This window comes from Rhodococcus sp. IC4_135, assembly GCF_011602025.1.
GTDB classification, from domain to species: Bacteria; Actinomycetota; Actinomycetes; order Mycobacteriales; family Mycobacteriaceae; genus Rhodococcus_F; species Rhodococcus_F baikonurensis.
The window spans coordinates 45,230-67,774 of the sequence record NZ_JAAOLG010000014.1; the positions used below are offsets into that span (position 1 = coordinate 45,230).

21 protein-coding genes and 1 pseudogene are annotated in these 22,545 nt (G+C 61.7%); 11 read left to right on the forward strand and 11 right to left on the reverse strand.

The window, feature by feature from the left end; all coding sequences use genetic code 11:
- Positions 1–90 precede the first annotated feature (90 nt).
- The 4 genes and pseudogenes from G8767_RS22600 to G8767_RS22615 form a co-directional block, all read left to right on the forward strand.
- Positions 91–312, forward strand: a pseudogene (locus G8767_RS22600) (LuxR C-terminal-related transcriptional regulator); the annotation flags it as partial.
- Positions 255–1,511, forward strand: coding sequence for an ATP-binding protein (locus G8767_RS22605; RefSeq protein WP_240952616.1), 1,257 nt, complete (start codon positions 255–257; stop codon positions 1,509–1,511). The pseudogene G8767_RS22600 and the gene G8767_RS22605, both read left to right, overlap by 58 nt.
- On the forward strand, positions 1,508–2,605 hold the full coding sequence (locus G8767_RS22610) for a hypothetical protein (RefSeq protein WP_166811877.1): 1,098 nt from the start codon (positions 1,508–1,510) through the stop codon (positions 2,603–2,605). The genes G8767_RS22605 and G8767_RS22610 overlap by 4 nt, the downstream gene beginning before the upstream one ends.
- Positions 2,606–2,652: 47 nt before the next feature.
- Positions 2,653–2,958, forward strand: coding sequence for a hypothetical protein (locus G8767_RS22615; RefSeq protein ID WP_166811879.1), 306 nt, complete (start codon positions 2,653–2,655; stop codon positions 2,956–2,958).
- Positions 2,959–2,964: 6 nt separating this feature from the next.
- Here the strand turns inward: G8767_RS22615 and G8767_RS22620 are convergent, their stop codons facing one another.
- The 4 genes from G8767_RS22620 to G8767_RS22635 are packed head-to-tail and all read right to left on the reverse strand — an operon-like array spanning position 2,965 to position 7,791.
- The gene (locus tag G8767_RS22620) at positions 2,965–3,876 is read right to left on the reverse strand and encodes a hydroxymethylglutaryl-CoA lyase (protein ID WP_166811882.1); all 912 of its coding nucleotides are present in this window, start codon (positions 3,874–3,876) and stop codon (positions 2,965–2,967) included.
- 1 nt (position 3,877) lies between these two features.
- On the reverse strand, positions 3,878–5,092 hold the full coding sequence (locus G8767_RS22625) for a CoA transferase (RefSeq protein WP_166811884.1): 1,215 nt from the start codon (positions 5,090–5,092) through the stop codon (positions 3,878–3,880).
- Between the two features lie 36 nt (positions 5,093–5,128).
- Positions 5,129–6,895: a multicopper oxidase domain-containing protein gene (locus G8767_RS22630; RefSeq protein WP_166811886.1), complete on the reverse strand. Its 1,767-nt coding sequence runs from the start codon at positions 6,893–6,895 to the stop codon at positions 5,129–5,131.
- A gap of 56 nt (positions 6,896–6,951) precedes the next feature.
- A complete protein-coding gene (locus G8767_RS22635; protein WP_166811888.1) occupies positions 6,952–7,791 on the reverse strand; it encodes an alpha/beta hydrolase in 840 nt (279 codons plus the stop codon).
- A gap of 65 nt (positions 7,792–7,856) precedes the next feature.
- On the opposite strand from G8767_RS22635, the gene G8767_RS22640 reads away from it, so the two are divergent.
- Together G8767_RS22640 and G8767_RS22645 are read left to right on the forward strand one after the other, a co-directional pair.
- Complete coding sequence (locus G8767_RS22640; protein ID WP_166811890.1) at positions 7,857–8,633, forward strand: TetR/AcrR family transcriptional regulator C-terminal domain-containing protein; 777 nt, start codon at positions 7,857–7,859, stop codon at positions 8,631–8,633.
- Positions 8,634–8,681: 48 nt separating this feature from the next.
- Positions 8,682–10,004: an HNH endonuclease signature motif containing protein gene (locus G8767_RS22645; protein ID WP_166811892.1), complete on the forward strand. Its 1,323-nt coding sequence runs from the start codon at positions 8,682–8,684 to the stop codon at positions 10,002–10,004.
- A gap of 83 nt (positions 10,005–10,087) precedes the next feature.
- On the opposite strand, the gene G8767_RS22650 is transcribed toward G8767_RS22645, so the two are convergent.
- Both G8767_RS22650 and G8767_RS22655 read right to left on the reverse strand, forming a co-directional pair.
- Positions 10,088–11,020, reverse strand: coding sequence for an oxygenase MpaB family protein (locus tag G8767_RS22650; RefSeq protein WP_166811894.1), 933 nt, complete (start codon positions 11,018–11,020; stop codon positions 10,088–10,090).
- Position 11,021: 1 nt separating this feature from the next.
- A complete protein-coding gene (locus G8767_RS22655; protein WP_166811896.1) occupies positions 11,022–12,803 on the reverse strand; it encodes an acyl-CoA dehydrogenase in 1,782 nt (593 codons plus the stop codon).
- Between the two features lie 159 nt (positions 12,804–12,962).
- On the opposite strand from G8767_RS22655, the gene G8767_RS22660 reads away from it, so the two are divergent.
- Positions 12,963–13,604 carry a TetR/AcrR family transcriptional regulator gene (locus G8767_RS22660; protein WP_166811898.1) on the forward strand — a complete coding sequence of 214 codons (642 nt, stop codon included), beginning with the start codon at positions 12,963–12,965 and terminating at the stop codon, positions 13,602–13,604.
- 44 nt (positions 13,605–13,648) lie between these two features.
- A complete protein-coding gene (locus G8767_RS22665; protein WP_166811900.1) occupies positions 13,649–13,990 on the forward strand; it encodes an Imm51 family immunity protein in 342 nt (113 codons plus the stop codon).
- A 63-nt stretch (positions 13,991–14,053) separates the two neighbouring features.
- Here G8767_RS22665 and G8767_RS22670 read toward each other — a convergent pair whose 3' ends face one another.
- The 4 genes from G8767_RS22670 to G8767_RS22685 are packed head-to-tail and all read right to left on the reverse strand — an operon-like array spanning position 14,054 to position 17,728.
- On the reverse strand, positions 14,054–15,088 hold the full coding sequence (locus G8767_RS22670) for an aspartate-semialdehyde dehydrogenase (protein ID WP_042447794.1): 1,035 nt from the start codon (positions 15,086–15,088) through the stop codon (positions 14,054–14,056).
- A 6-nt stretch (positions 15,089–15,094) separates the two neighbouring features.
- Positions 15,095–16,360 (reverse strand): aspartate kinase, encoded by a 1,266-nt coding sequence (locus G8767_RS22675; protein WP_003943494.1) that lies wholly within the window; start codon positions 16,358–16,360, stop codon positions 15,095–15,097.
- 49 nt (positions 16,361–16,409) lie between these two features.
- Positions 16,410–17,363: a hypothetical protein gene (locus G8767_RS22680; protein WP_166811902.1), complete on the reverse strand. Its 954-nt coding sequence runs from the start codon at positions 17,361–17,363 to the stop codon at positions 16,410–16,412.
- Positions 17,363–17,728: a hypothetical protein gene (locus tag G8767_RS22685; protein ID WP_166811904.1), complete on the reverse strand. Its 366-nt coding sequence runs from the start codon at positions 17,726–17,728 to the stop codon at positions 17,363–17,365. The genes G8767_RS22680 and G8767_RS22685 overlap by 1 nt, the downstream gene beginning before the upstream one ends.
- 270 nt (positions 17,729–17,998) lie before the next feature.
- Here G8767_RS22685 and leuA point away from each other — a divergent pair, with 270 nt between their 5' ends.
- Positions 17,999–19,807: a 2-isopropylmalate synthase gene (leuA, locus tag G8767_RS22690; protein ID WP_095969630.1), complete on the forward strand. Its 1,809-nt coding sequence runs from the start codon at positions 17,999–18,001 to the stop codon at positions 19,805–19,807.
- Positions 19,808–20,056: 249 nt separating this feature from the next.
- On the forward strand, positions 20,057–20,434 hold the full coding sequence (locus G8767_RS22695; protein ID WP_003943489.1) for a PLDc N-terminal domain-containing protein: 378 nt from the start codon (positions 20,057–20,059) through the stop codon (positions 20,432–20,434).
- 144 nt (positions 20,435–20,578) lie between these two features.
- On the opposite strand, the gene G8767_RS22700 is transcribed toward G8767_RS22695, so the two are convergent.
- The gene (locus tag G8767_RS22700) at positions 20,579–21,472 is read right to left on the reverse strand and encodes a LysR family transcriptional regulator (RefSeq protein WP_166811906.1); all 894 of its coding nucleotides are present in this window, start codon (positions 21,470–21,472) and stop codon (positions 20,579–20,581) included.
- 108 nt (positions 21,473–21,580) lie between these two features.
- Here G8767_RS22700 and G8767_RS22705 point away from each other — a divergent pair, with 108 nt between their 5' ends.
- Positions 21,581–22,522: an EamA family transporter gene (locus tag G8767_RS22705; protein WP_124566724.1), complete on the forward strand. Its 942-nt coding sequence runs from the start codon at positions 21,581–21,583 to the stop codon at positions 22,520–22,522.
- Positions 22,523–22,545 lie beyond the last annotated feature (23 nt).

Consider the following 22,545-nt stretch of genomic DNA (forward strand, 5'->3'; position numbering starts at 1 on the left):
GTCGGGGAGTCTGTCATTCCGCTGGACGAAAGAAGGACGAAACTCATGACCGTCACTGTGGAAAACTGCATGGCACAGGATCCCGTCGGACCAAGTTTGTCGGATCGCGAAGTCGAGGTTCTCAGGGAATGGCTACTGAGTGATTCGAAGTCACGCGTCGCTCAAAACCTCTACATAAGCGTGGGAACGGTGGGGACTCACCTGTCTCGGATTCGCGAGAAGTATGCCGACGTTGGAAGGAAAGCACCGACGAAATGCGAACTACTCGTGCGAGCGATACAAGATCGGATAGTGACGATCGACGAACTCTGATCGACAGAGTTGCCTTCGACAAAACAGCCACAGCTTCCGACGAAATTCTGAGGCTCTTCGGCCGCTTCATCGGTGCAGGCTATATCTGCTATCTGCTATTGCTTGCCCCTGCCATTGCCGAAGCCACTGCGATGTCCGCGTCATGGTGGACCCCGCTGGCAGCGGTCGCAACTTTCGGTAGTGGACTGCTATTGGGAGCTTCGACGTTTCACGCGGACACCCGGTGGGTGAAACGAGCCGCGAGCGCAAACGCGATTCTCTACGTCGTGGTCATCCTCCTGTGGTGGCCGGCGTGGAATGGTGAGCACGTCACGGATTTCACGTTGTGGATTTCCAATTTCCCCGGTGTCGCCAGCCTTGCGGCAGCTGCGGCTTGGCGACCGGCCGCTGCCGTCGTGCACCTTTTCCTGGCGGCAACGCTCGCACAGTTGACCAATCACATAATCCGGACGAGTCCTACGACGCACCTGCTTGTTCCCGACCTCGCCTTCGCCTGGACATTTTGCGCGGTTTTCGTCGCAGCAGCCGTCATGGCCTTGCGCACCGGCCGAGTACTGGACGCGACCATCGCCACCACTCATGCCGCTGCCGCCGGTGCCGCCGCGGCCGAGGCCAAGTCCGTCGAACGCGAGAGATTCGACGCACTGATCCATGACACCGTGATGTCCACTCTGCTCGCTGCCTCGAGAAACGATGCCGATCCCTCGGTCATCGCTCAGGCGCGACGGACTGTCGAAAGGCTTGACGAACTCCGCTCCGGAACCGATCACGAGACGATTCTCGACTTCGACGGAATCCTCGCTCAGTTGCGTTCAGCTGCTTCGGAAGTAGATGAAAGCGTCGCGTTCGAGACTGCCATCTCGAGCGAGTCCGATCCGAGCGGATTCGCACCCGACTCGATTCGTGCGATAGCCGGTGCGATGGCCGAGGCGCTGCGCAACAGCGTCAAGCACGCCGGAAGCAGTGCACGGCGTTCGGTCACGGTCACGGCAACCACAACCCGCCTCGAGGTAGTCGTCGAGGACGACGGCGTCGGCTTCGATCCGAGCTCCGTCGAAACGCATCGCCTCGGAATCACTGTCAGTATCCGCGGCAGAATGCGTCAACTCGACGGTGGATCGGCAACCATTCGATCGTCACCCGGTCGCGGTACTTCGGTGACTCTGACGTTGAGCTTGCCCGCAGCGGTGATGGCGTGACCAGACCGGACGGACGAGATGTCCGCGATCTCCTCGGCATGCACAGCCGTGCTGCTCGATTCATGGCTGCATGCTTCGCTCTCACCTGCGTGATCTCGGTCGCGTACACCTCCTCCGACGTCCGCGCAGTCTGGCCGATGGTTTTGGCAATTGTCGTGTGCTCAACTGCGGCATTCACACTCGTTCTGAGCAGAGGCGACCCGATGCCGCTGGGCCAGAGCCTTCTGGTGTCCCTGACCGGCGCCGTCACGAGTGGCCTGGTGTTGTCAGTGGTTCCAGTGCCCGTCAACGACATGACTCAATTGTGGATGTTCGGGATGTCGACGGCCGTTTTCACCTTCATGTGCGTTCGTGGGCGTACGGCACTCGCGTGGCTCGGGCTTGGGCTCATGGTGTTGGTGACCGCCATCTGGTCGTCCACTACCGGCCAGGGGGCCATGTACGGAGTGTCATTGACGGTCATCAACGCGGGCCCCGTTCTGATGTCGACCTTCTTCGCGTACACCATCCGTCCTCAAGCCAGGGTTATCTACGAACTTCGGGAGCAGTCCACCCAACGAATTGCCTCCGCGTCCGCTAGCGCTGCGGTTCTCGAGGAACGCGACGCGCAACTCGACAGGCTCGATCTCCTTGCACGCCCGCTTCTCGAACGGGTTGCTTCCGGGATTCCGCTGACAACGGCGGAACGGCAAGAATGCGAACTCCTCGAGGCGCAACTCCGAGATTCGCTGAGAGCGCCTGTCTTACAACAGACAGATGTCATCGATGCTGTGCATGCCGCTCGAAACCGTGGCGTCGAGGTGGTCCTGCTCGACGACCACGGAATGGATGGCGCGAACCCCGCCGTTCGCGACAGGATCCACTCGAGCATCGTCCGGGAACTCACCGCGATCACGCGAGGGAAAGTGACCATTCGGATCCTTCCACCTCGGCGTACCGCTATGGCCACGATGCTGGTCGACGCTGAAGACGTTCGACGAATCGAGTTCGATCACAATGGAGTGCAGCTGGTACGGCAGGGAGATCGGGGGGAACTCGGCACCCCGTCCATGTCCGTCGATCCGACTACAGACAGCGCCGTCGATCCCGAATAGTTTTCGAGGCGAGTGAGATTCACCGGGTCGATCGCCAGGAGAAAAGAATGATCTTCGAACTGCGTCCAGCGCATGTCGCTCGCGCTCTCGCCGCACTGTGCGCCCTTCCGATTCTGTGGACCTTCGCAGTCGAGGGAATCACCACGACAACGGAATACGACTACAGCACGGGCGAAGTGTCCTCATCGAGCGACCTGGGTTCGCAGATCGGAAGCGTCGCGATCTGGATCGTCCTCGCCATCGTATTCGCCGCCGGCGCCTGGTATCTGGAGAAGCAGCGCATCGGTTGGCCCCCGGCAGCACACGAACAGCTGGTCAAACTTCAACTCGCATCACCCAACCGAAACGAGTGAAGCTCCCTATCGCTTCCGATCGCCCGCGCGGAGAAGATTACTGGGAACAGTATGGCCCACAACCTCTTCCGCGACCGCGGCGGCCCGAATGCTCGCATCCAGGTCGATGCCCGTCGTGATACCCATGTCTTCGAGCATGTAGACCAACTCCTCGGTCGCGATGTTACCGCTCGCACCGGGAGCGAACGGGCAGCCGCCGAGACCACCGGTGGATGCGTCCAGATTTCGAACACCGTGCTGCACAGCCGCCAACGCGCAGGCAATGCCAGCACCACGCGTGTTGTGGAAGTGCACACCCAAGCCGAAGTCACCCACTCTTTCGCCGACAGCGTCGATCAATCGTCCGACACGTCCGGGCGTTGCAGTACCGATGGTATCTGCGATCGAGAACTGATCGGCGCCGAACTCTTTGGCCTGCTCCGCAATCCGTAGAACGCGATCCGGATCGGTTGGACCGTCGAACGGACAGTCCCAGGCTGTAGCGACGATGACCTCTACCCGCCCGCCGGCGTCGTGAACGATCCGGACGACCTCTCCGATACGTTCGGTCGCTTGCTGCGTCGTCGACCGAGTGTTGGCCTCGCTGTGGCCGTTCGACGCTGACACAACATATTCGACGGTTTTCATTCCTGCGGCGACGGCCCGCTTTGCTCCGCCGATTCTGGCGGCCAATGCCGAGAACTCGATACCCGGCCACCGGTGCAGCTCTGCGGCCAACAACTCCGCGTCGGCTAATGCCGGCACAGCTCGCGGCGACACGAATGACGTCGCCTCGATGCGCGAAACACCCGTCGCAGCCAGAGCTTCTACGAGTCGAAGTTTGTCCGCCAGCGCTACTGGCTTTTCGATCTGTAGCCCGTCCCGAGGCCCGACTTCACGAATGCTGACCGCGGGAACACCTGCTTCAGGTACCGACACGTCAGATCACGCCTTTCTTATTCAGTTCTTCCTGCTCGTCGTCCGAGAGTCCGAGGATCCCGCCCCAGACGGAAGCGTTGTCGTGCCCCGGCGACGACGCTCCCGCGTTGCGCACGGACCCGGGTGTCTCACTGAAGGTAGGCACGACGCCCAGGCCGAGGACGTTTTCGCCGATCCGTTCGTCGTAATGGTCGACGAGCATCCCCCGTTCGATCAGCTGCGGATCCTTGACCACATCTTCAACCGTATTGATCGGCCCGGCAACAACTCCCACTTCGGTGAGGCGTTCCACCAGGCTGGTGGGATCTTGGAGCGCGACCCAGGCGCTGATCAATTCGTCGAGCTCGTCCTGATGTTTGCCACGCGCAACATGATTGGAGAATCGGTCGTCATGCGCTAGTTCCGGTCGACCCATGATGGTGCACAGACGCACGAAGAGCGTGTCCTGATTGGCCGCGATCACCACCCAGTTTCCTTCAGAGGTCTGGTAGATGTTGGACGGCGCGATACCCTCCAACCTCGTTCCCGAGGGCTGCCGGATGATCCCGCCCCGATCGTAATCCGGGATCGTGGATTCCTGCACCGCCAGACAGGATTCCGTGAGAGCAACGTCGACCACCTGACCACGGCCGGTCCGCTCTCGCGAGAGCAACGCCGCCAGCACTCCCTGAACGGCGAACATCCCGCCGAGAGAATCTCCGAGTGAAAGGGCAATACGCGGAGGTGCCTGCCCTGGATAACCGTTCAGATGCCGAAATCCGCTGACCGCTTCGGCAACCGAGGCGTATCCGGCGCTCTTCGCCTGCGGACCACTCTGTCCGTAGCCGGATACCCTGGCCAACACCAACTTCGGGTTGCGCGCGCTGAGAACGTCGAATCCCAGACCCCACTTCTCGAGGGTGCCCGGCCGGAAGTTCTCGACCACCACGTCGGCATGTTCGATCAGATTCAGAAACAGGTCTCGGCCCGCGTCGACCCGAAGGTCCAACGTCACACAGCGCTTGTTGCGGGCGTGAACCGTCCAGAAGAATCGATGACCGTCCTGCTCTGCCTGACCCCAGGTACGAAGAGGATCGGGGCGGTCCGGTGATTCGATCTTGATCACGTCGGCACCCATGTCGCCGAGCAGTTTCCCGGCGAAGGGCCCGGCGATCAAGGTTCCGAGTTCAATCACCCGATATCCGTCCAGGGGCCCGGTGGGCGCACCTTCCGACACAGCTGCCTCCTCTGGGAACTTTTCTCCCTTTGAAGGCTACGTCACCACCCGGTATCGCAACATCATGTCGTGGTCTTCGTGATCGAGCATGTGGCAGTGCCAGACGTACCCCTGCAGGTCTCCCATGCCGGCTTCTCCATGGGCCGAGTGATCTGCCATGGATCCTCTCGCGAAAGTTGCATCCGGATCGAAGCCCAACTCATCGGCAGTCGGAAAGCGCACGATCACGCGGGTGATCGAGTTGGCATCCACGATGACCGTGTCCTTCTCCCCCGTTTCCCACACTTCGGGAGGCCGCAGCGACGAAGTCACGAATTCCTCTGCCGACGGCGTCCATCGGACCCCCAAGTCGGGCACCGGATACCGCTGCATCAGCGCTGCCGTGTCGATGTTCTGGCGTCCCACAACGCGGAACGCCACCAGATGCAGATGAATCGGATGCGGTTCCGTGGTGATGTTGATCAGGTTCCATTGCTCGACGGTTCCCTGACGCGGCAGTTCGATATCCGAATCGGTGAACCTCAAATTGTTGAGCGACATAGTGATCGACGGGTAATCCGAGGGACGCGACAGCTGCATGATCGTGAGATTTCGCACCACATCCGGGGACGCTGGTTCGGCAGCAACGGAATTCAGCTGCTGTGGGATCGATCCGGTGAACCCCGCTGCGCTGCCAACGTCGAACCGACAGAACACCGGCATCACCTGGGTGCCGCGTTGAGCCACCGCAAGGGGTACCGGTTCGTCGTTGCGCAATTCCACCATCGTGCCCGGCTCGAGCATACTGAAGTCGACAAGCAAATCAGCGCGCTCACCCGGACTCAACCGAACGTGATCCGTCGGCGCAGGAGCGGCCAGCAACCCGCCTTCGGACCCGATCACCCAGAACCGCATGCGATTTGCGAAGTGCAGATTCCACACCGAATAGGTTGCTGCATTGAGCAGGCGCAGGCGGTACAGTCCGCGAGCGACTTCCAACTTCGGCCATACGACGCCGTTCACCACACCCACGTCACCGGGAGTCGCCGGGTCCCAGGACCCCTGCGGAGTGAGCCACGTGGAACGGACACTCTGTTGGCCGTCGGAGGTGAATACCTTGTCCTGCAGAATCATCGGGAGTTCGAACTCACCGGACGGCAGGCCGAGCGAGTTCCCGGCGGTGCCTGTGTCAGCATCGTCGCGGAGAAAATACATCCCGACCAACCCGGCGTAGACGTTGAGGCGCGTCATCCCCATGGCATGATCGTGGTACCAGAGATTGCCGGCGGCACGACCATTCGTGTATTCGTGGACCAAGCCTTCGCCCGGACGCTGGATCAGCTCCGGATGCCCGTCGAACTGCGGTGCGGTTACACCTCCGTGCAGGTGAAGCGAAGTGGGGACCTGTGTACGGTCGAGGTCGCTGACGCCGTGTAAACCCGGATCCACATCCGCGGCAAGCGGATACGCAGCAATGTCGTTGGCATATCGGACTGTCACGAGCTGATCGACGTGCGCCTCGATGGTGGGGCCCAGATAATCCATTCCGCCGTAGCCCAGCGACGGCGACGGCGGTAGGTCCGGATGGAAACGGTGCATCGACGAGGCCGCACGAATTTCCAGATTGCCACCCGAAATGCTCGGCAGGACAGGAAGGGACTCCCGGAACGGTTCCAGCCGGGGAGATGGAAGTTGGAACGGGCGCAGTGGATCGACATCAGGAGGTCGAGCCGTCGCAGATCCAGCGGACAATGCGCTCAGTCCAGCCAGCAGGCCCAGCCCTTGAACAAACGATCGGCGACGGATCTTGTGTGACTCGTCCACTCACGGCCCCCTCACGCTGACGGCATCCGGAGCGGGTTACCCGCGTGCTCGCACGGTCAAACACCGACCACCTTCTCCAACCAAGGTTTGAGGATGGGTAGAACATGAGCCGGTTGCATTGCCTGCGTGTGATCCAGACCGTCGAGTACCTCGATATCCCACCCTGCCGACCGAGCGGCGTCGAGGTCGAGATCGGCCGGCGCGACCCGTACCCCACCCCATCGGTCACCGTACTCGATGACGTCTTGCGAACCGACGAAACACATTCGCGGACAAAGGATGCGCTCTTGAATCGTTCGATCGTCGAATTCACCAAGTGCGCGGTACAGCGTCACGAACTGCCGGGTCTGCGCTTCGGTCAATGCAATGTCGATGGAGTTCCAATCGAACTCGTCCGGCGATGCCGTGGACTGTAATGAGGACTGGGGCGGTTCGCTCGCCATGCGATGTGTCGCTTCGGTGACCTGGAGCATTGCCTTGTACGGCCCGTCCAGCGACGGGAAACCGCCCATGACCAGTGCGGTCAGACGATGGGTGCGCAGCGCCAACTGCAACCCACACACAGCCAGCCAGGAGTATCCGTAGTAGGCGAACTGATCGATGCCAGCAGCATTCGCCACGGCCAGAAGATCTGACGCGATCTTGTCGGGAGTGAGCGTGTCCGGAGCAGGCGACGCCATCCGGTGCCCTTCGTAATCGAAGGCAACCACGGTGAAATTCGACGCCAATGCTTCCACGAATGTTCGACCGAGCGCCGGGTCGACGCCCCAGACACTCAGTTCTTCCGCCTTGTCGCCGGTAGCCGGGATCGGGTTCACGGGCATCAGCACGGCTGGGCCATGTCCGAGAACCTCCACCTCGATAGTTGTCCCGTCGTGAAGTCTTGCCTCAACCATGCCCACTCCCAAATCTTTACACTGTAAAGTAATTAAGAGTAGCGCGACTCCACGAAAGCGACAAGATGAACAAACAGGCAGGCCGACGCGATATCGCACGCACGATTTCACTTCTGTGGCGCCGTACCGAGGCGCCTTCCGGACGGCGAGGACCGAAACCCGCCCTGTCAACGGACACGGTAGTCGACGCCGCAATCGAAGTCGCCGACGCCAACCCCACGACACCGTTGTCGATGCGCATGCTCGGCGAGCATCTCGGACGCACCGCAATGTCGCTGTACACGTATGTCCCAGGAAAGGACGAGTTGCTCGACCTGATGTACGACAGGGTTCATGCCGAACAACCTACGATCAAAGGCACCGGTAACTGGCGCATTTCGCTGTCCGACTGGGCTGCCACACTTTTCGCCCTACACACACGCCATCCGTGGACATTGGACGTCTCGTTGGCGCGCCCTGTCCTCGGTCCGCGCGAGCAAGCCGGACTCGAATCGCTCCTGTCCATCCTCTACTCCACAGGTCTCGATTCTCCGACCATTCGCAGATCGGTGAGCATGCTTTTCCATTTCATCCGAGGATCCGCGCGGACCCTGGCCGAGATCCGGAGCGCATCGACGATTGGAGAATCCGAGTCACATTGGTGGGCACAGTCTTCTGCTGCACTGACCGCTGCTGCACCAGACTTCGCAGACCGCTTCCCCCACACGATGCAGTTGGGTCGGGAGGCCCCGCCAACACTCGGCGGCGACTTCTATCTCGAACGAGAAGCCGAGGAGTCGTTTATTCAGGGCCTCCAAATCCTCCTCGACGGGATCGAATCGCAGATTCGAAAACACTCTTGACTCGAACGCATGTTCGAGTATTGTTTAGGGTGGGGATCGGGGGATTCAATGAGTGTCTATCTGTCGGAAGTGGTTTCGGGTTCTGCGGTGGGGTTACGCGGACGCCTGTGGCAGTTGTCTGCTGCGGAATTGCGTGCTGCTGCTATCGAGACGAGCGCGGAGATCCTGCGTCTGGAAGCCGTTCGGGTGGCGGTGGTCGACGAGCTGTCGTTGCGCCCGGATGATCAGGTGATCGCCAGCCGCGGAGTCGGCGCGTGGTTGGCAGCGAACACGATGCTGCAAGTTCGGGACGGGAAGAAGATCGCCGCCCTCGGCGCGGCTCTTCGCGCATTCCCTGCGGTGGCGGTGGGGTTCGATTGCGGGGATTGTTCGTTCGAGCATGCGGCGTTGATCGTCTCGTTTTGTGAGTCGCCTCCGAAGGGGATGCCGGACGAAGCGTTGCCTCGCTGCATCGATTTGTTGTTGGCTGCCGCCTCGGGAGTGGAAGCAACGACGACGAAGGTGCGGAACGTCATCGCGACATTGGAGCGAATCTTCGAATCCGATGAAATTCCACCCGCCGAAGACGTCGACCGCAACGAGTTGAGGATCGCCTCGACGCTGAACGGTCGGGTGGTGGTGCGTGGCGATTTCGACGCCCTCACCGGCGAAATGCTGCTCTCCGCCCTGTCGAATCTGACGATGCCGACCCCGGCACCCGATGGAACCCCGGATGCCCGGTCGGCGGCGAAGCGGACCGCGGACGGGTTCACCGAACTGATCCGCCGCTACCTCGACTGCGCCAAGACCGGCATGGATGGTGGTCAGCGGCCGCACGTGAACGTGCACATCAACGCCCGGGATCTGGCCGAGCACCGCGACTGCGCCGCATCTTCCGCTGCCACTGATGTCGACGAGGAAGGCTCACCCGATCTAGATCTGTCGGATCTCGATGTCGGGCACATGCCCTGGCTCGGACCACTCTCGATCTCGCAGACCAGACTTCTCGGGTGCGACTGCTTCCTGTCAACCGTTCTGCTCGACGATCACGGCGCACCGCTCGATGCGAAACCAGGGAAACGGTTGGTCAGCGCCGAACAACGCGTCGCCCTGATCGCCCGAGACAAAGGCTGCGCATTCCCCGGATGCACATGCGTGCCCGCCTGGACCGATGCCCACCACATCCGGCACTGGGCCAACGGCGGCCCGACCGTGATGAACAACCTGGTCCTGCTGTGCCGTTCACATCACCGCCTGATGCACCGCAAATCCGAGTTCGTCGGCAAATGGGAAATCCGGATCGGCATCGACAACAAACCCTGGTTCATCCCACCGCCCTCGATCGACCCGCAGCGGCACCCGCGGCCGGCGAACACCACCTTCAAAACCTGAGGACGAACCTCAGGCACAACAGAACACGGCCGAGCACCGCATCAAAGAAGCCCTCGATGCGGTGCCTAAAGCCGTGGATTCCGTCAGACCGCCTGCGGAACCATGGCCCCTCGCGGGAATCGCTCCCGAATCTCGGCCGGGGTGACAACCCTCGGGTCGAGGGGTTGCTCGTCGCGCAGGTGGCGCTCCAACACCTTGCCGGTCATCGGCGCAATGACTTTCAGAGCTGTGGTCATATTTTTCGGCGAACTACCCACTCGTACCGCAGCTCGCACCGCGGGCGCAATCGCCTTGTCCAACAACGCGGGTTGATCGAACCCACCCATCGTTCGCATCCAGCCGGGCAATGTCGCGATAGTTGCCGGCGCGACGAGTCGGCTGAATGTCGCGAACTTCGTCTTCCCCTGCGCTCTTGGTGTTCTCAGCAAGTAGTGCATCGCGCGGTTGGCACGCTCGGAGGTACACAATCTGGGCCTGACTTCAGCGAAGTACTCCCGTACCTCATCTCGGGAGCGCGGAACGTCGGACGCTTTGCATGTCTGCAGTTCGGCAGCGATCACGCATTCTTCCCAGTACCGCTGCTCTTCGACGGTGGAGAGAGGGCCCGGCCCGTACATCTCGTAGCACTTGAGCACCGAATGCCAACCGGTCACGTGGATCCACAGCTGTGACGCCGGATTGTTTGCACTGTAACGAGTTCCGGTGATCGGTTCGATACCCGTGGCCTGAGCATGAACCGTCATGAGATGGTCGGACAACGCCAGTGCCGTCCGCCCGTCGGCAGTGGCGACGGTGAGGAAGTACGCCAAGGTTCGGTCGAGCCGCCCGGCAGGATCGCTGTAGATCCCGCTCATATCTGCCACTGCGGCAGCAAGGAAGGGGTCGAAGTGTTCGAGCACCACTGATCGCTGGAAACCGATCAGTGCTGTCGGCGCCGCCCATATCTTCCAACTAGGTGATCCTGGGCCGAAGAAACCGTAATCCTCACGCGGTCGATTCATCGTCAGTTCAGACATTTCATTCCTCCCCGTTCAATCCGCCGTCACCGTTCATTTCGTAGGCACCAGACAAAGCGACTACCTGCTGCCAGACGTACTCGAATCGCTCGGCCGCAAACGCTGGGCGGCGAATAGACGCGAGAGCCAACCGTTGCTGATCGTCACTGGCGCTGGGTTTTCCGTACAACTCAACCGCTGCAGCACTGAAGTCGCGGACCAGGACATCGAAGATCTGATCCACCACTCCACCATTCTGCTGTCCCTCGTCCAATCCCAAGATCTCAGCTTGTTCGAGGATTAACTGGCCGTAGACGACGAGAGTGAAGAGTTCGGTAATCGCCAGGCCGAAGTCCAAGTCGACCTGCTGCGCCGCATCCGGTGCAGCTTCGGCAAGGAGGGTCACGAGCGCTTCTGCCTGCTCGACGAACAACGCGACGTTGGGAACATCCACGAACTTCGCGTACACCGCTCGCCAGTCGTCGAATCGAACCTTCGACAACCCCCGTGCCGGGCCCTGGCGGAACAGGAATTCGTCGTCGGCTGCGTCATTGCGCGTCGGAACCGCCGGAAATGACTCAGGGGCAAAGAGGTACGCCGGCATGAACTTTGCAATGAGCGCGAGGTTGACTGCGACGGTTCCTTCAAGCTTGGGCAACCCGTCGACATCCATCTTGGCCACCGCGAGGTAGCTGTCCTTCTCGAAGCCCTTTGCCGCAGCGATGTCGGAAAGCAGTCCGATCACCTTCTGTGCTTCGGTTGTCACCTTCATCTTGGTGACGGGGTTGAACAAGAGGTAGCGGCGGTCCTCGGGCGATGCGGTGCGGAAGTAGTCCACCGCGCGATCCGAGAAGAGCCTCATCGCCAGCAGGCGCGCGTACGCGTCGACGAATTCACGTCGTACGTGTGGGAAAGCCGTGACGGGATTGCCGAACAAGATTCGATTGTGCGCGTGGGTGATCGTCTCGTACAAGGCATGCGTCGACATACCGATTCCGCCGAAGCAGAGATTGAATTTTCCGATGTTCACGGTGTTGAGTGCGGCACTGAATGCTGCCTCACCGGTATGCAGAATATCTTCTGCTGCAACGGGATAGTCGGTGAGTGAGAACTCCGCTACGTACATCTGCGCCGGAACGATGTTCTTCGCCACGGTGAATGCCGGATGCTCCGAGTCGGCGTAGAAGAAGACGTACTGATCGGCACCCTCCACTCCGTCGACACGACCGAAGACGGAGATCGTGTTGGCGCAGTTGCCATTTCCGATGTAGTACTTCGAACCGCTGGCCAGGTACCCGCCGCTGCCGTTGGGCGTCAACACCATGTCGGTGGAGTAGACGTCGGCGCCATGCTCTTTCTCGGACAATCCGAATGCTGCAACGCCTCCGGAAGCCAAAGCGGAAGCTGCTCGCGCCCTTGCAGTCTCGTTGTCGCTCTGCCACACCGGCCCGAGCCCGAGAATGGTCACCTGCCACGGGTACCAGTAGTTGAGTCCGTAGAAACCGAGAATCTCGGACAACGCGGCGATACGGCTGGTATCCCAGCGCTTGTCGGAGTCACCGCTACTGTCGCGGGCGGGCGTCAGGAAAGTCGCGAACAGGCCTTCCTTTGCCGCGAAGTCGAGGAAGTCGGAGTAGAAGGTCTTGTCGTGATAGTCGGCCAGAAGTCGATTCTTTCCACGCGCCTCGAACCAGTCGACGGTCGCACCCAGCAGTCTCCGCGTGGTCGCGTCGAATTCCGGCCGATCGTATGTAGAGGGATGGAGCAACAGATCATTCGGCACTGAAGAGGTCGGCGCTGTCATCGCGGTTGTTCTCCTAGAGATCTCGGCAGAGGCGCCTCACTGACCGCCTCTTCGAATACAACGCCACCGTAACAATTGCAGACCTCGAATACAACGGTTGCGTATGATTCACGAGGAAGTGGCAGGCAGATTAGGGTGGGAGCGGAGGTGAGGCACACGATGACCAGGTCACAAGCTGACGCAACGGATACACCGCGACGCAAATACGCCCCTCGTATGGCGCCCCAGCAACGACGCGAACAGCTCCTCGACGCAGCATTCGAGGTCACCGGCCGTGTTGGCCTGCACAACCTCAGCATGGAATCAGTTGCCGCCGAAGCCGGCGTCGGCAAGCCCGTCCTCTACACGATTTTCGATACCAGGACCGATCTCGTCGCCGCACTCCTGCGCCGCGAGCACGAGCGAGCCATCGCTCAGGTGCTCGAAACCATGCCGACTGATCTGAGCGAGCTCGGCCCAGCGGCGTCGTACACCGGGACCGTTGGCGCCTTCGTCGACGCCGTACTCGAGAACCCGACGCGCTGGCGCCTGATTCTGACGTCTGTCGAGAACGCCCCCAGCGAGTATCACGGCTTGTTGAAACTCTCTCGCGGAGCTGTTTTCGCCCGCGCCGAAGAACTGGCCCGTGCAGGGATTGCACTCGAACCGAAGCTCGAAGGCCTTGATCCGGTTCTCCTCGCACACACCATGATGTCGTTTGCCGAAATGCTTGGACGGTTGGCGGTCAGCGACCCCGAAACCTATACCCGAGAACGGCTTTCCAGCTTCGCCGTGGCTCTCGCACAGTCGGTAGGCCGTTAGACAGAGACCCGAAACCTGTCGGTCGGATCTGCTTCAATACACGCATGACATCACCATCGATCGAACCGCTGCAGCTTTTCGAAACGTCTCCCGGAAACTGGTCGCTGATGCTCACCGACCAGCACTTCGGCAAGGTTGCAGCGGTATTCGAGCAGGTAGAAGGCTTCGAAGGTTCCGGCTACGACTGGGCTTCGGTGGCCCATGCAGTGGCGGGTCGGGATGCACCGCATCTGGAAGGTCGATTCGGCACCGATCCCGAAGCCGGCATGTTCGTTGCGTACGGCGGCGACAACGAAGCTCTCGGTGAACTCGGAGCGCTTCTCGCCAAAGCGTATTCGGATGCAGACTACCTCGGCGGCCTGGTCGCGATCTCCGAACTCGACTGATACCCACCAGCAAAACGACACCGGCCCCGCACCTAGGTGCGGGGCCGGTACCGAACGAAAGATCTAGCCGACCAACAGCTCGGCAATCTGAATGGTGTTGAGCGCGGCACCCTTACGCAGGTTGTCACCCGAAACGAAGAGCGCGAGTCCGCGGCCCTCCGGGACACCCGGATCCTGACGGATACGACCGACCAGCGACGCGTTGCCACCGGCAGCGGCCAGCGGCGTCGGAACCTCGACCAGCTCGACGCCCGGAGCGTCGGCGAGGATTTCCTTGGCGCGAGCAACAGAGAGCGGGTTGGCGAACTCTGCGTTGATCGCGAGCGAGTGCCCAGTCACGACGGGAACGCGCACGCACGTGCCCGAAACCAGCAGATCAGGAAGTCCGAGGATCTTGCGGCTCTCGTTGCGGAGCTTCTGATCCTCGTCGGTCTCGCCGCTTCCGTCGTCGACCAGCGAACCGGCCAACGGCAGAACGTTGAACGCGATGGGGGCGACGTAGTTGTTCGGGGCCGGGAAGTCGACGGCACTTCCGTCGTGAACCAGCTTCTCGGCGTCACCGACAACGGCGCGCACCTGGCCGAGGAGTTCTTCGACGCCGGCGATGCCGCTACCGGACACAGCCTGGTAGCTGGAGACGATCAGACGCTGCAGACCGGCTTCGTCGTGCAGAACCTTGAGCACCGGCATCGCTGCCATGGTGGTGCAGTTGGGGTTCGCGATGATGCCCTTGACCAGGTTCTTCGTGTCCTGCGGGTTGACCTCGCTGACCACGAGGGGAACCTCGGGATCCTTACGCCATGCCGAAGAGTTGTCGACAACCGTTGCTCCGGCAGCAGCGAAGCGCGGAGCCTGGGCGCGCGAGAGCGTCGCACCGGCGGAGAAGAGGGCGATGTCGATGCCCTTCAGGTCCTCATCCGATGTGGCGGCCGCATCCTCGACGATGATCTCTTCGCCGCGGAAGGGCAGCTTCTTACCGGCGGAGCGTGCAGATGCGAAGAACCGCACCTTGTCCGCGGGGAAGTTCCGCTCTTCGAGCAAAGTGCGCATGACGATGCCGACCTGACCGGTCGCACCGACAACAGCGATAGTCGTCATGAGAAATTACCGTCCCGTTCCAGCGTGTACTACTGCTTCTTCTTCGCCACCGAGCCCGAAAGCGTCGTGGATGACACGTACAGCGTCGTCCAATTCGGTGTCCTTGACCAGCACTGAGATGCGAATCTCAGAGGTCGAGATGAGGTCGATGTTGATGTCGGCCTTGGCCAGCGCCTCGCAGAACGTGGCGGTGACGCCCGGGTGGCTCCGCATTCCGGCGCCGACCAGGGAAACCTTGCCGATGTGGTCGTCGAACAAGATCTGGGTGAAGCCGATGTCTTCCTGGCGCTTGGTCAGGATCTCGACGGCGCGGGGGCCGTCGGCCGTCGGAAGCGTGAAGGTGATGTCCGTCTTGTTGGTCTCCACCTTGGAGATGTTCTGCAGCACCATGTCGATGTTGATCTCGGCATCGGAAACTGCGCGGAACACCTTGGCAGCGTGTCCCGGTGTGTCCGGCAATCCGACAACGGTGATCTTGGCTTCGCCGCGATCGTGCGCGACTCCGGTGATCAGGGCCTCTTCCACAGGAATGTCCTCCATCGATCCGGACACGATTGTTCCGGGCTTGGTGGTGTATGACGAACGGACGTGCACAGGCACGTTGTAACGACGGGCGTACTCGACGCACCGGAGCATGAGCACCTTGGCGCCACACGCTGCGAGTTCGAGCATTTCCTCGAAGGAAACCGTCTCGAGGCGGTGAGCGTCGGGGACGATGCGCGGATCGGCGGAGAAAACGCCGTCGACGTCGGTGTAGATCTCGCAGACGTCAGCGTTGAGTGCAGCTGCCAACGCCACGGCAGTGGTGTCGGAGCCACCGCGTCCGAGCGTCGTGATGTCCTTGCTGTCCTGGCTGACGCCTTGGAATCCGGCGACCAGAACGATCGAGCCTTCGTCGAGCGCAGTGCGAACACGGCCGGGCGTGACGTCGATGATCTTGGCGTTTCCGTGGCTGCCGGTCGTGATGACTCCGGCTTGTGAGCCCGAGAACGAACGAGCTTCGGCGCCGAGGGAGTGAATTGCCATCGCTACCAAGGAGTTGGAGATGCGCTCACCCGAGGTCAGCAACATGTCCATTTCACGGGCCGGCGGGGAAGGGCACACCTGCTGAGCCAGATCGAGCAGCTCATCGGTGGTATCGCCCATCGCTGACACCACGACGACGACATCATTGCCGGCCTTCTTGGTCTCGACGATCCGTTCAGCGACTCGTCGGATGCGCTCGGCGGTTGCCACCGAGGATCCGCCGTACTTCTGGACGACGAGAGCCACGCGTTTCTACCTCCAGGTCGAAATTGTTTACAGATACCAGAGGTCGAGCTTACCGAGGTGGTCCTGGGACTTCCCGATGCGTACTGCTGTTCGCCTCAGATCCGCGCGGGATCAGTTGCGAGATCCGCGCTCGCATCAATGTCGCAGAACGCGAACCACCGGCAACGTAACCGACCACCGCGACGGCAACTCCGCAGGCGAGAAGCATGCGGATACTGCTGATCAGGGAAACTGCCAGCGCGTCGTACACCGCGACTGCCGCCTCGGACGACGGTATGTCTGAATTCTGTAAATAGACCCGGCGCACGACGGCCAGCGCCACCAACAGGGCGATCATCGCCACCGCCGTCGCCAGCCCGACCAGGGACAGCGCGCGCATTCGCCCCGGCGCAACCGCGACGGCCGCAATCGCGCAGGCCACCGAAGCCCACGGCAGCCAGGCCGCTGCTCGGTCGAGAGTGTCCGAGAAGTCCTGAGCCCGCACCAACTCGTCGGATTGCACGATCTCGAACTGAGGATCGAAGGTCGGGAGGCGATCGACCACGGTGAATCCGCGATCGCGGAGGTTCGTTCGCAGTTCCGTCATGATCGGTTCGAGGGAGAGGGTGACCGTTCCGCTGTCGTCGGCGCGAACGATGCCGTCGGTGGCTCGGCCGGTCACCATCGCGGCAAGTTGCGCGTGAGCCTGTCGGTTGGCTGCGGTCCAGAGCGTCGCGAACTGATCGCTCGAGACCAACGACTGAGCGGCCTCGCGAACGAGTCTCTCGGCTTGTCTCGTCACCACCTGCGGAAATCTGTCCAACCGCTGCGTCAATTCCTCGGTCAGCCGGTCGACGACCGCCGATTGGACAGCGGGGTCGGCGGCCAACGGGGCAACCGTCTCGACGTAGCTGTCGGTGTCGTTCACCTGGGTGTGGACGAACAGCGCGAGCACCGAGCCGGCAGAACCGAGACCAGCGAGAACGATCAGCAGTGAACAGACGATCCAGCGGATCGAGCGCATCACGTGTGCTTGGCGCGCGCCGGTCGAATCTTCGCGGTGATGTGGTGAATGCGGTGATCGTCAGCGGGTATCCGGAAGGTCTCGGTAACCCGAACGGTCATCAGGTTCCGCCCGAACAACCCGGCGTCAAGGAGGTAGTCAGCCGTCAGGTCGTCCCCGTCGACCGTCCACTCCACCTCACGAATGTCGCGGATCACGCGATACTGAGGACCTCCGGAAAGGCTGCGCCGCAAATGATTCCCCGAAAACCCGGTCTTCAGCCCGACCTCGTGACGAACCGCGCCCGGAGCCAGCGGTACGGAACTGCCATCGTGGCTGCGGAGCGCGTCGAGGTACGTGCTCGCCACGGCGATTCGGGGATCCATGGACGACAGTCCACCATTTTCGGGGCCGAAACGGCAGCACAATTCGGCGACAAATTGGACATGAGGGCGAACCCCACCGATTTCTCCCGAAATCCAGGAGTAGAGTGCTCTGCATGCAGCGCGCACTCCTTCTTGGTTGCCGCGACGGGGTCTGATCCAGACTGGCCTCCCGCCGCGGGGTTTTTGTGCGCCGGTCGACCAAGCCTTCCGGACTCATGGTCTTGACCAACAGGTCAACAGGCCGGGTCCACAATCCTGGAGATCACACCCATGTCCCCCGCTGACGCATTCACCACCGGCACTCGCACCATCACCCCGCCCACGAAGCCGGCACCTTCCGACCAGCCTGCGTGGAACACGCAGAAGAACTCGTCGATGCCGACGTTCCGCTACCGCCCGTTCGCCGAAGAGGTCGAGACGGTCACGCTGCCCGACCGCACCTGGCCGGACAAGATCATCGACCGAGCACCGCAGTGGTGTGCCGTTGACCTGCGCGACGGCAACCAGGCACTGATCGATCCGATGAGCCCGGCACGCAAGCGTCGTATGTTCGATCTCCTGGTTCGTATGGGCTACAAGGAGATCGAGGTCGGCTTCCCGTCCGCGAGCCAGACGGACTTCGATTTCGTTCGCGAGATCATCGAAGACGGCGCGATCCCGTCCGACGTCACCATCCAGGTGCTGACGCAGTCGCGTCCCGAACTGATCAAGCGAACCTTCGAGGCGTGTGAAGGTGCCGAGAACGCGATCGTGCACTTCTACAACTCCACCTCGATCCTGCAGCGCCGCGTCGTGTTCCGCGCCGACAAGGACACGATCAAGAAGATCGCCACCGACGCCGCCGAACTGGTCCTGGCCGAGTCGAAGAAGTACCCGGACACCAACTGGCGCTGGGAGTACTCGCCCGAGTCCTACACCGGTACCGAGCTCGAGTACGCCAAGGAAGTATGTGACGCCGTCACCGAAACCCTGGGTGCGACGCCTGCCAACCCGGTCATTCTGAACCTGCCCGCCACCGTCGAGATGGCAACACCCAACGTGTACGCCGACTCCATCGAGTGGATGCACCGCAACCTGGCTCGCCGCGATTCGGTCATCCTGTCGCTGCACCCCCACAACGACCGCGGCACCGGCGTCGCTGCAGCCGAACTGGGCTACCAGGCCGGCGCAGACCGCATCGAAGGCTGCCTGTTCGGCAACGGCGAGCGCACCGGCAACGTCTGCCTCGTGACCCTCGCTCTGAACATGTTCACGCGCGGCGTCGACCCGCAGATCGATTTCTCGAACATCGACGAGATCCGTCGCACGGTCGAGTACTGCAACCAGCTGCCCGTCCACGAGCGTCATCCGTACGGCGGCGACCTGGTCTACACCGCGTTCTCCGGCAGCCACCAGGACGCGATCAACAAGGGCCTCGACGCCATGAAGGTCGACGCCGACAGCCAGGACTCCGACGTCGACGACATTCTCTGGCAGGTCCCCTACCTGCCGATCGACCCGAAGGACGTCGGCCGCAGCTACGAGGCCGTCATCCGCGTGAACTCGCAGTCCGGCAAGGGCGGCGTCGCGTACATCATGAAGGCCGATCACGGTCTGGTGCTGCCGCGTCGTCTGCAGGTCGAGTTCTCGCAGTCGGTCCAGAAGATCACCGACGGCGAGGGCGGCGAGGTCTCGCCGAAGGAAATGTGGGACGTATTCCACGAGGAGTACCTCGCCCCCATCACCCCGCTCGAGCGCATGAAGCAGAAGGTCACCGCGTCCGAGGAAGACGGCGGCACCGACGCGATCACCGCGATCGTCAAGGTGAACGGCAAGGAGCAGGAGATCTCGGGTACCGGTAACGGCCCGCTCGCTGCCTTCGTCGACGCGCTGGGAAGCATCAATTTCGACGTCCGTGTCCTCGACTACTCCGAGCACGCGATGTCCGCCGGTGACGACGCCCAGGCCGCGGCCTACGTCGAGTGCGCCGTGACCGGCCCGGACGGTCAGAGCACCGTCGTCTGGGGTGTGGGTATCGCCACGTCGATCACGACAGCGTCGCTGCGTGCCGTGGTCTCGGCAGTGAACCGCGCCAGCTGACACTCAACGCCTGATAAACCCTGCTTCTGAACAAACCCTGGTCTCACCCGATTTTCGGGTGAGACCAGGGTCGTTTTCAGGGCGCTGAAGACTATCGCTTCATGATTTCGATTCCACATGACATTGGTCCCGAAAGAGTCGGTTAGCGAAGTTAACAAAAAGAATTCACCCATCGAGGATGATGCAGACGCCACGTGCGCGTGAGATAGTCAGCTCAGACAAATCCGACTTGTGAAATGGAGCTCGACAATGGATTCCTTTTGGGACTTCCTCTGGCTGATCATCATCAGCTTCGCGTTCATCGCGTACCTGATCCTGCTCTTCTCGATCATCACCGACCTGTTCCGCGATCACAAGACCTCCGGATGGGTGAAGGCAATCTGGATTGTCTTCCTGTTCTTCATTCCGCTGCTCACCTCGCTCGTCTACCTGATCGTTCGCAGCGACGGAATGGCACAGCGGTCCCTCGAGGCTGCGCAGCAGGTCAAGAACGCACAGGACAGCTACATCCGTGAGGTTGCCGGAAAGTCCCCGGCCGAATCCATCGCAGATGCAAAGGCCCTTCTCGACGCCGGAACCATCAGCGAAGAAGAATTCGCAGCACTGAAGGCCAAGGCTCTCGCCTGATACCGGCCCTCACTAAGCGGCCCTCACCAATCCGTGAGGATTTCACTACCGAAGCGGGAGCGACACTAATCGTGTCGCTCCCGTTTTGTGTTCATTCACCAACAGCCGTTCATTCACCAACAGCCCTCCATCACCAACAGCCCTTCATTCACCAACAGCACGCGCGACGTCGCGAAAAGCGTCGAGAACCACTCCGACCGCCGGACTGCGGTTGGCATGTAACCGAGTTGCCAATTCATAAACGCGGGCAGCGCGCACTCCCGCCACCGGTTTCCTCGACACTCCGGGATGCGTGATGGCGTAACGCGGCATCAAAGCCACGCCGTGACCGGCCGCCACGAGTTCTTCGATGACGCGGAAATCGTTTATCCGATGAGCGACGCGAGGCTGGACGCCGGTAACGGACGCAACCGACAACAGAACGTCGTCGACCGGAAACCCGCCGCGCACGCTGATCCAGTTCTCGTCGGCCAATTGTTCCAACCGAACCGAATCCTGCTCGGCGAGTGGATGATCAGGCCGCAGCACCAGATCGATCGGTTCACGCATCAGCGGTTGCACGCTGACCCGGGGAAACGACGTCCCGGCTCCGCGTTCGTCACGGTGAGTGAGGATCACGTCGTGATCGGCCAACAGCCCAGGGACGGCCGACGCCGGTTTGTCGACGTCGTAGGCGTCGATGTCCACATCCGAGTTCTTCAGCGCCGTCAGGACACCGGGCAGCAGGAGTGCCGCACCGGAAGGAAAGAACGCGACTCGCACCTTGCCGCGCGGCGAGCCTCGGTACGACGCCATCTCGTCCGCTGCCCGGTCGAGAGCCGCCACCACGTCGTCGGCGCGAAGTACCAGCGCTCGGCCCGCGTCGGTGAGGCGCAGCGTGCGCCCGTCCGGTTCGAGGAGCGAGACCCCCGCTTCTCGTCCGAGGATCTTGAGTTGTTGCGAGACCGCTGACGGCGTCATCGACAGAGCGAGAGCAGTGGCACCGACAGTTCCTCGATCGGCGAGCTCGCGGAGGATTCGCAAACGTGTGGCGTCCATCTAGTGACCAGCTTCTTTGCAGCGCCCTGGATTCATGTAGCAAAACTACATGGATAGTGCATCTATATTCGCTTGTTCTGATGCTTTGTACGGCTCACGATTAACGTCATGACTCCCCGCGACCGTCTCCTCGGCCTGACCGTGATCGTCTTGTGGGGTCTGAACTTCCTGGCCATTCGTGTCGGCCTGGATCATTTCCCACCGTTCTTCTTCGCTGCGCTCCGGTTTCTGATCATCGCAATTCCGGTGGTCGTCTTCGTGCCGCGTCCGCAGGTACCGCTCCGTTGGCTGCTGCTCTACGGATTCGGTTTCGGATTCGGCCAGTTCGTCTTCCTCTTCTGGGCGATGCACTCGGGGATGCCGACGGGTCTTGCATCACTGGTTCTGCAGTCGTCAGCGCCGTTCACCGTCGTACTCGGCGCGTTTCTGCTCCGCGAGAAGCTCAGCGTCTGGCAGGTCTCCGGGATCGCCGTCGCCGTTGCCGGGATGTCCTTGATCGGCTGGGACCGTTCACACCACGCGGCACTGCTGCCCGTCATCCTGACGCTCCTCGGCGGTCTGTCCTGGGCGTTCGGTAATCTCGGCAGCCGTTTGGCCGCGGCGAACACCGTCGGCGAGCCCGCACCGATGCGCTTGATGTTGTGGATGTGCGTCATCCCGCCGTTGCCGATGCTCGCCCTGTCCGCGGTGGTCGAAGGCCCCACTGTCGGCTGGCACGCACTCGGCACCGCGTTCAGCGCCGACGCCTGGCCGTCACTGGTCGGGTTGGCCTACATCATTCTGCTCGGCACCATCGCCGGATCCGGGCTCTGGACGATGCTCATGGGACGCTATCCCGCCGGCATGGTGGCTCCGCTCTCCTTGCTGGTGCCGGTTGTGGGTATCGGCGCGTCCTGGTTGTTCCTGCACGAGGATCCGAGCCCGTTGTCACTGGTCGGGGCAGTCATCGTGATTGCCGGAGCGAGTGCCGCGCAGATGAGGCGCAAACCCGCCGGCACTGTTTTCTCGGACACACCTGCAGCCTCACCACCGGCGCGACTCGGCGTCTGACGACCCCCTGTGCCAAACTCGGG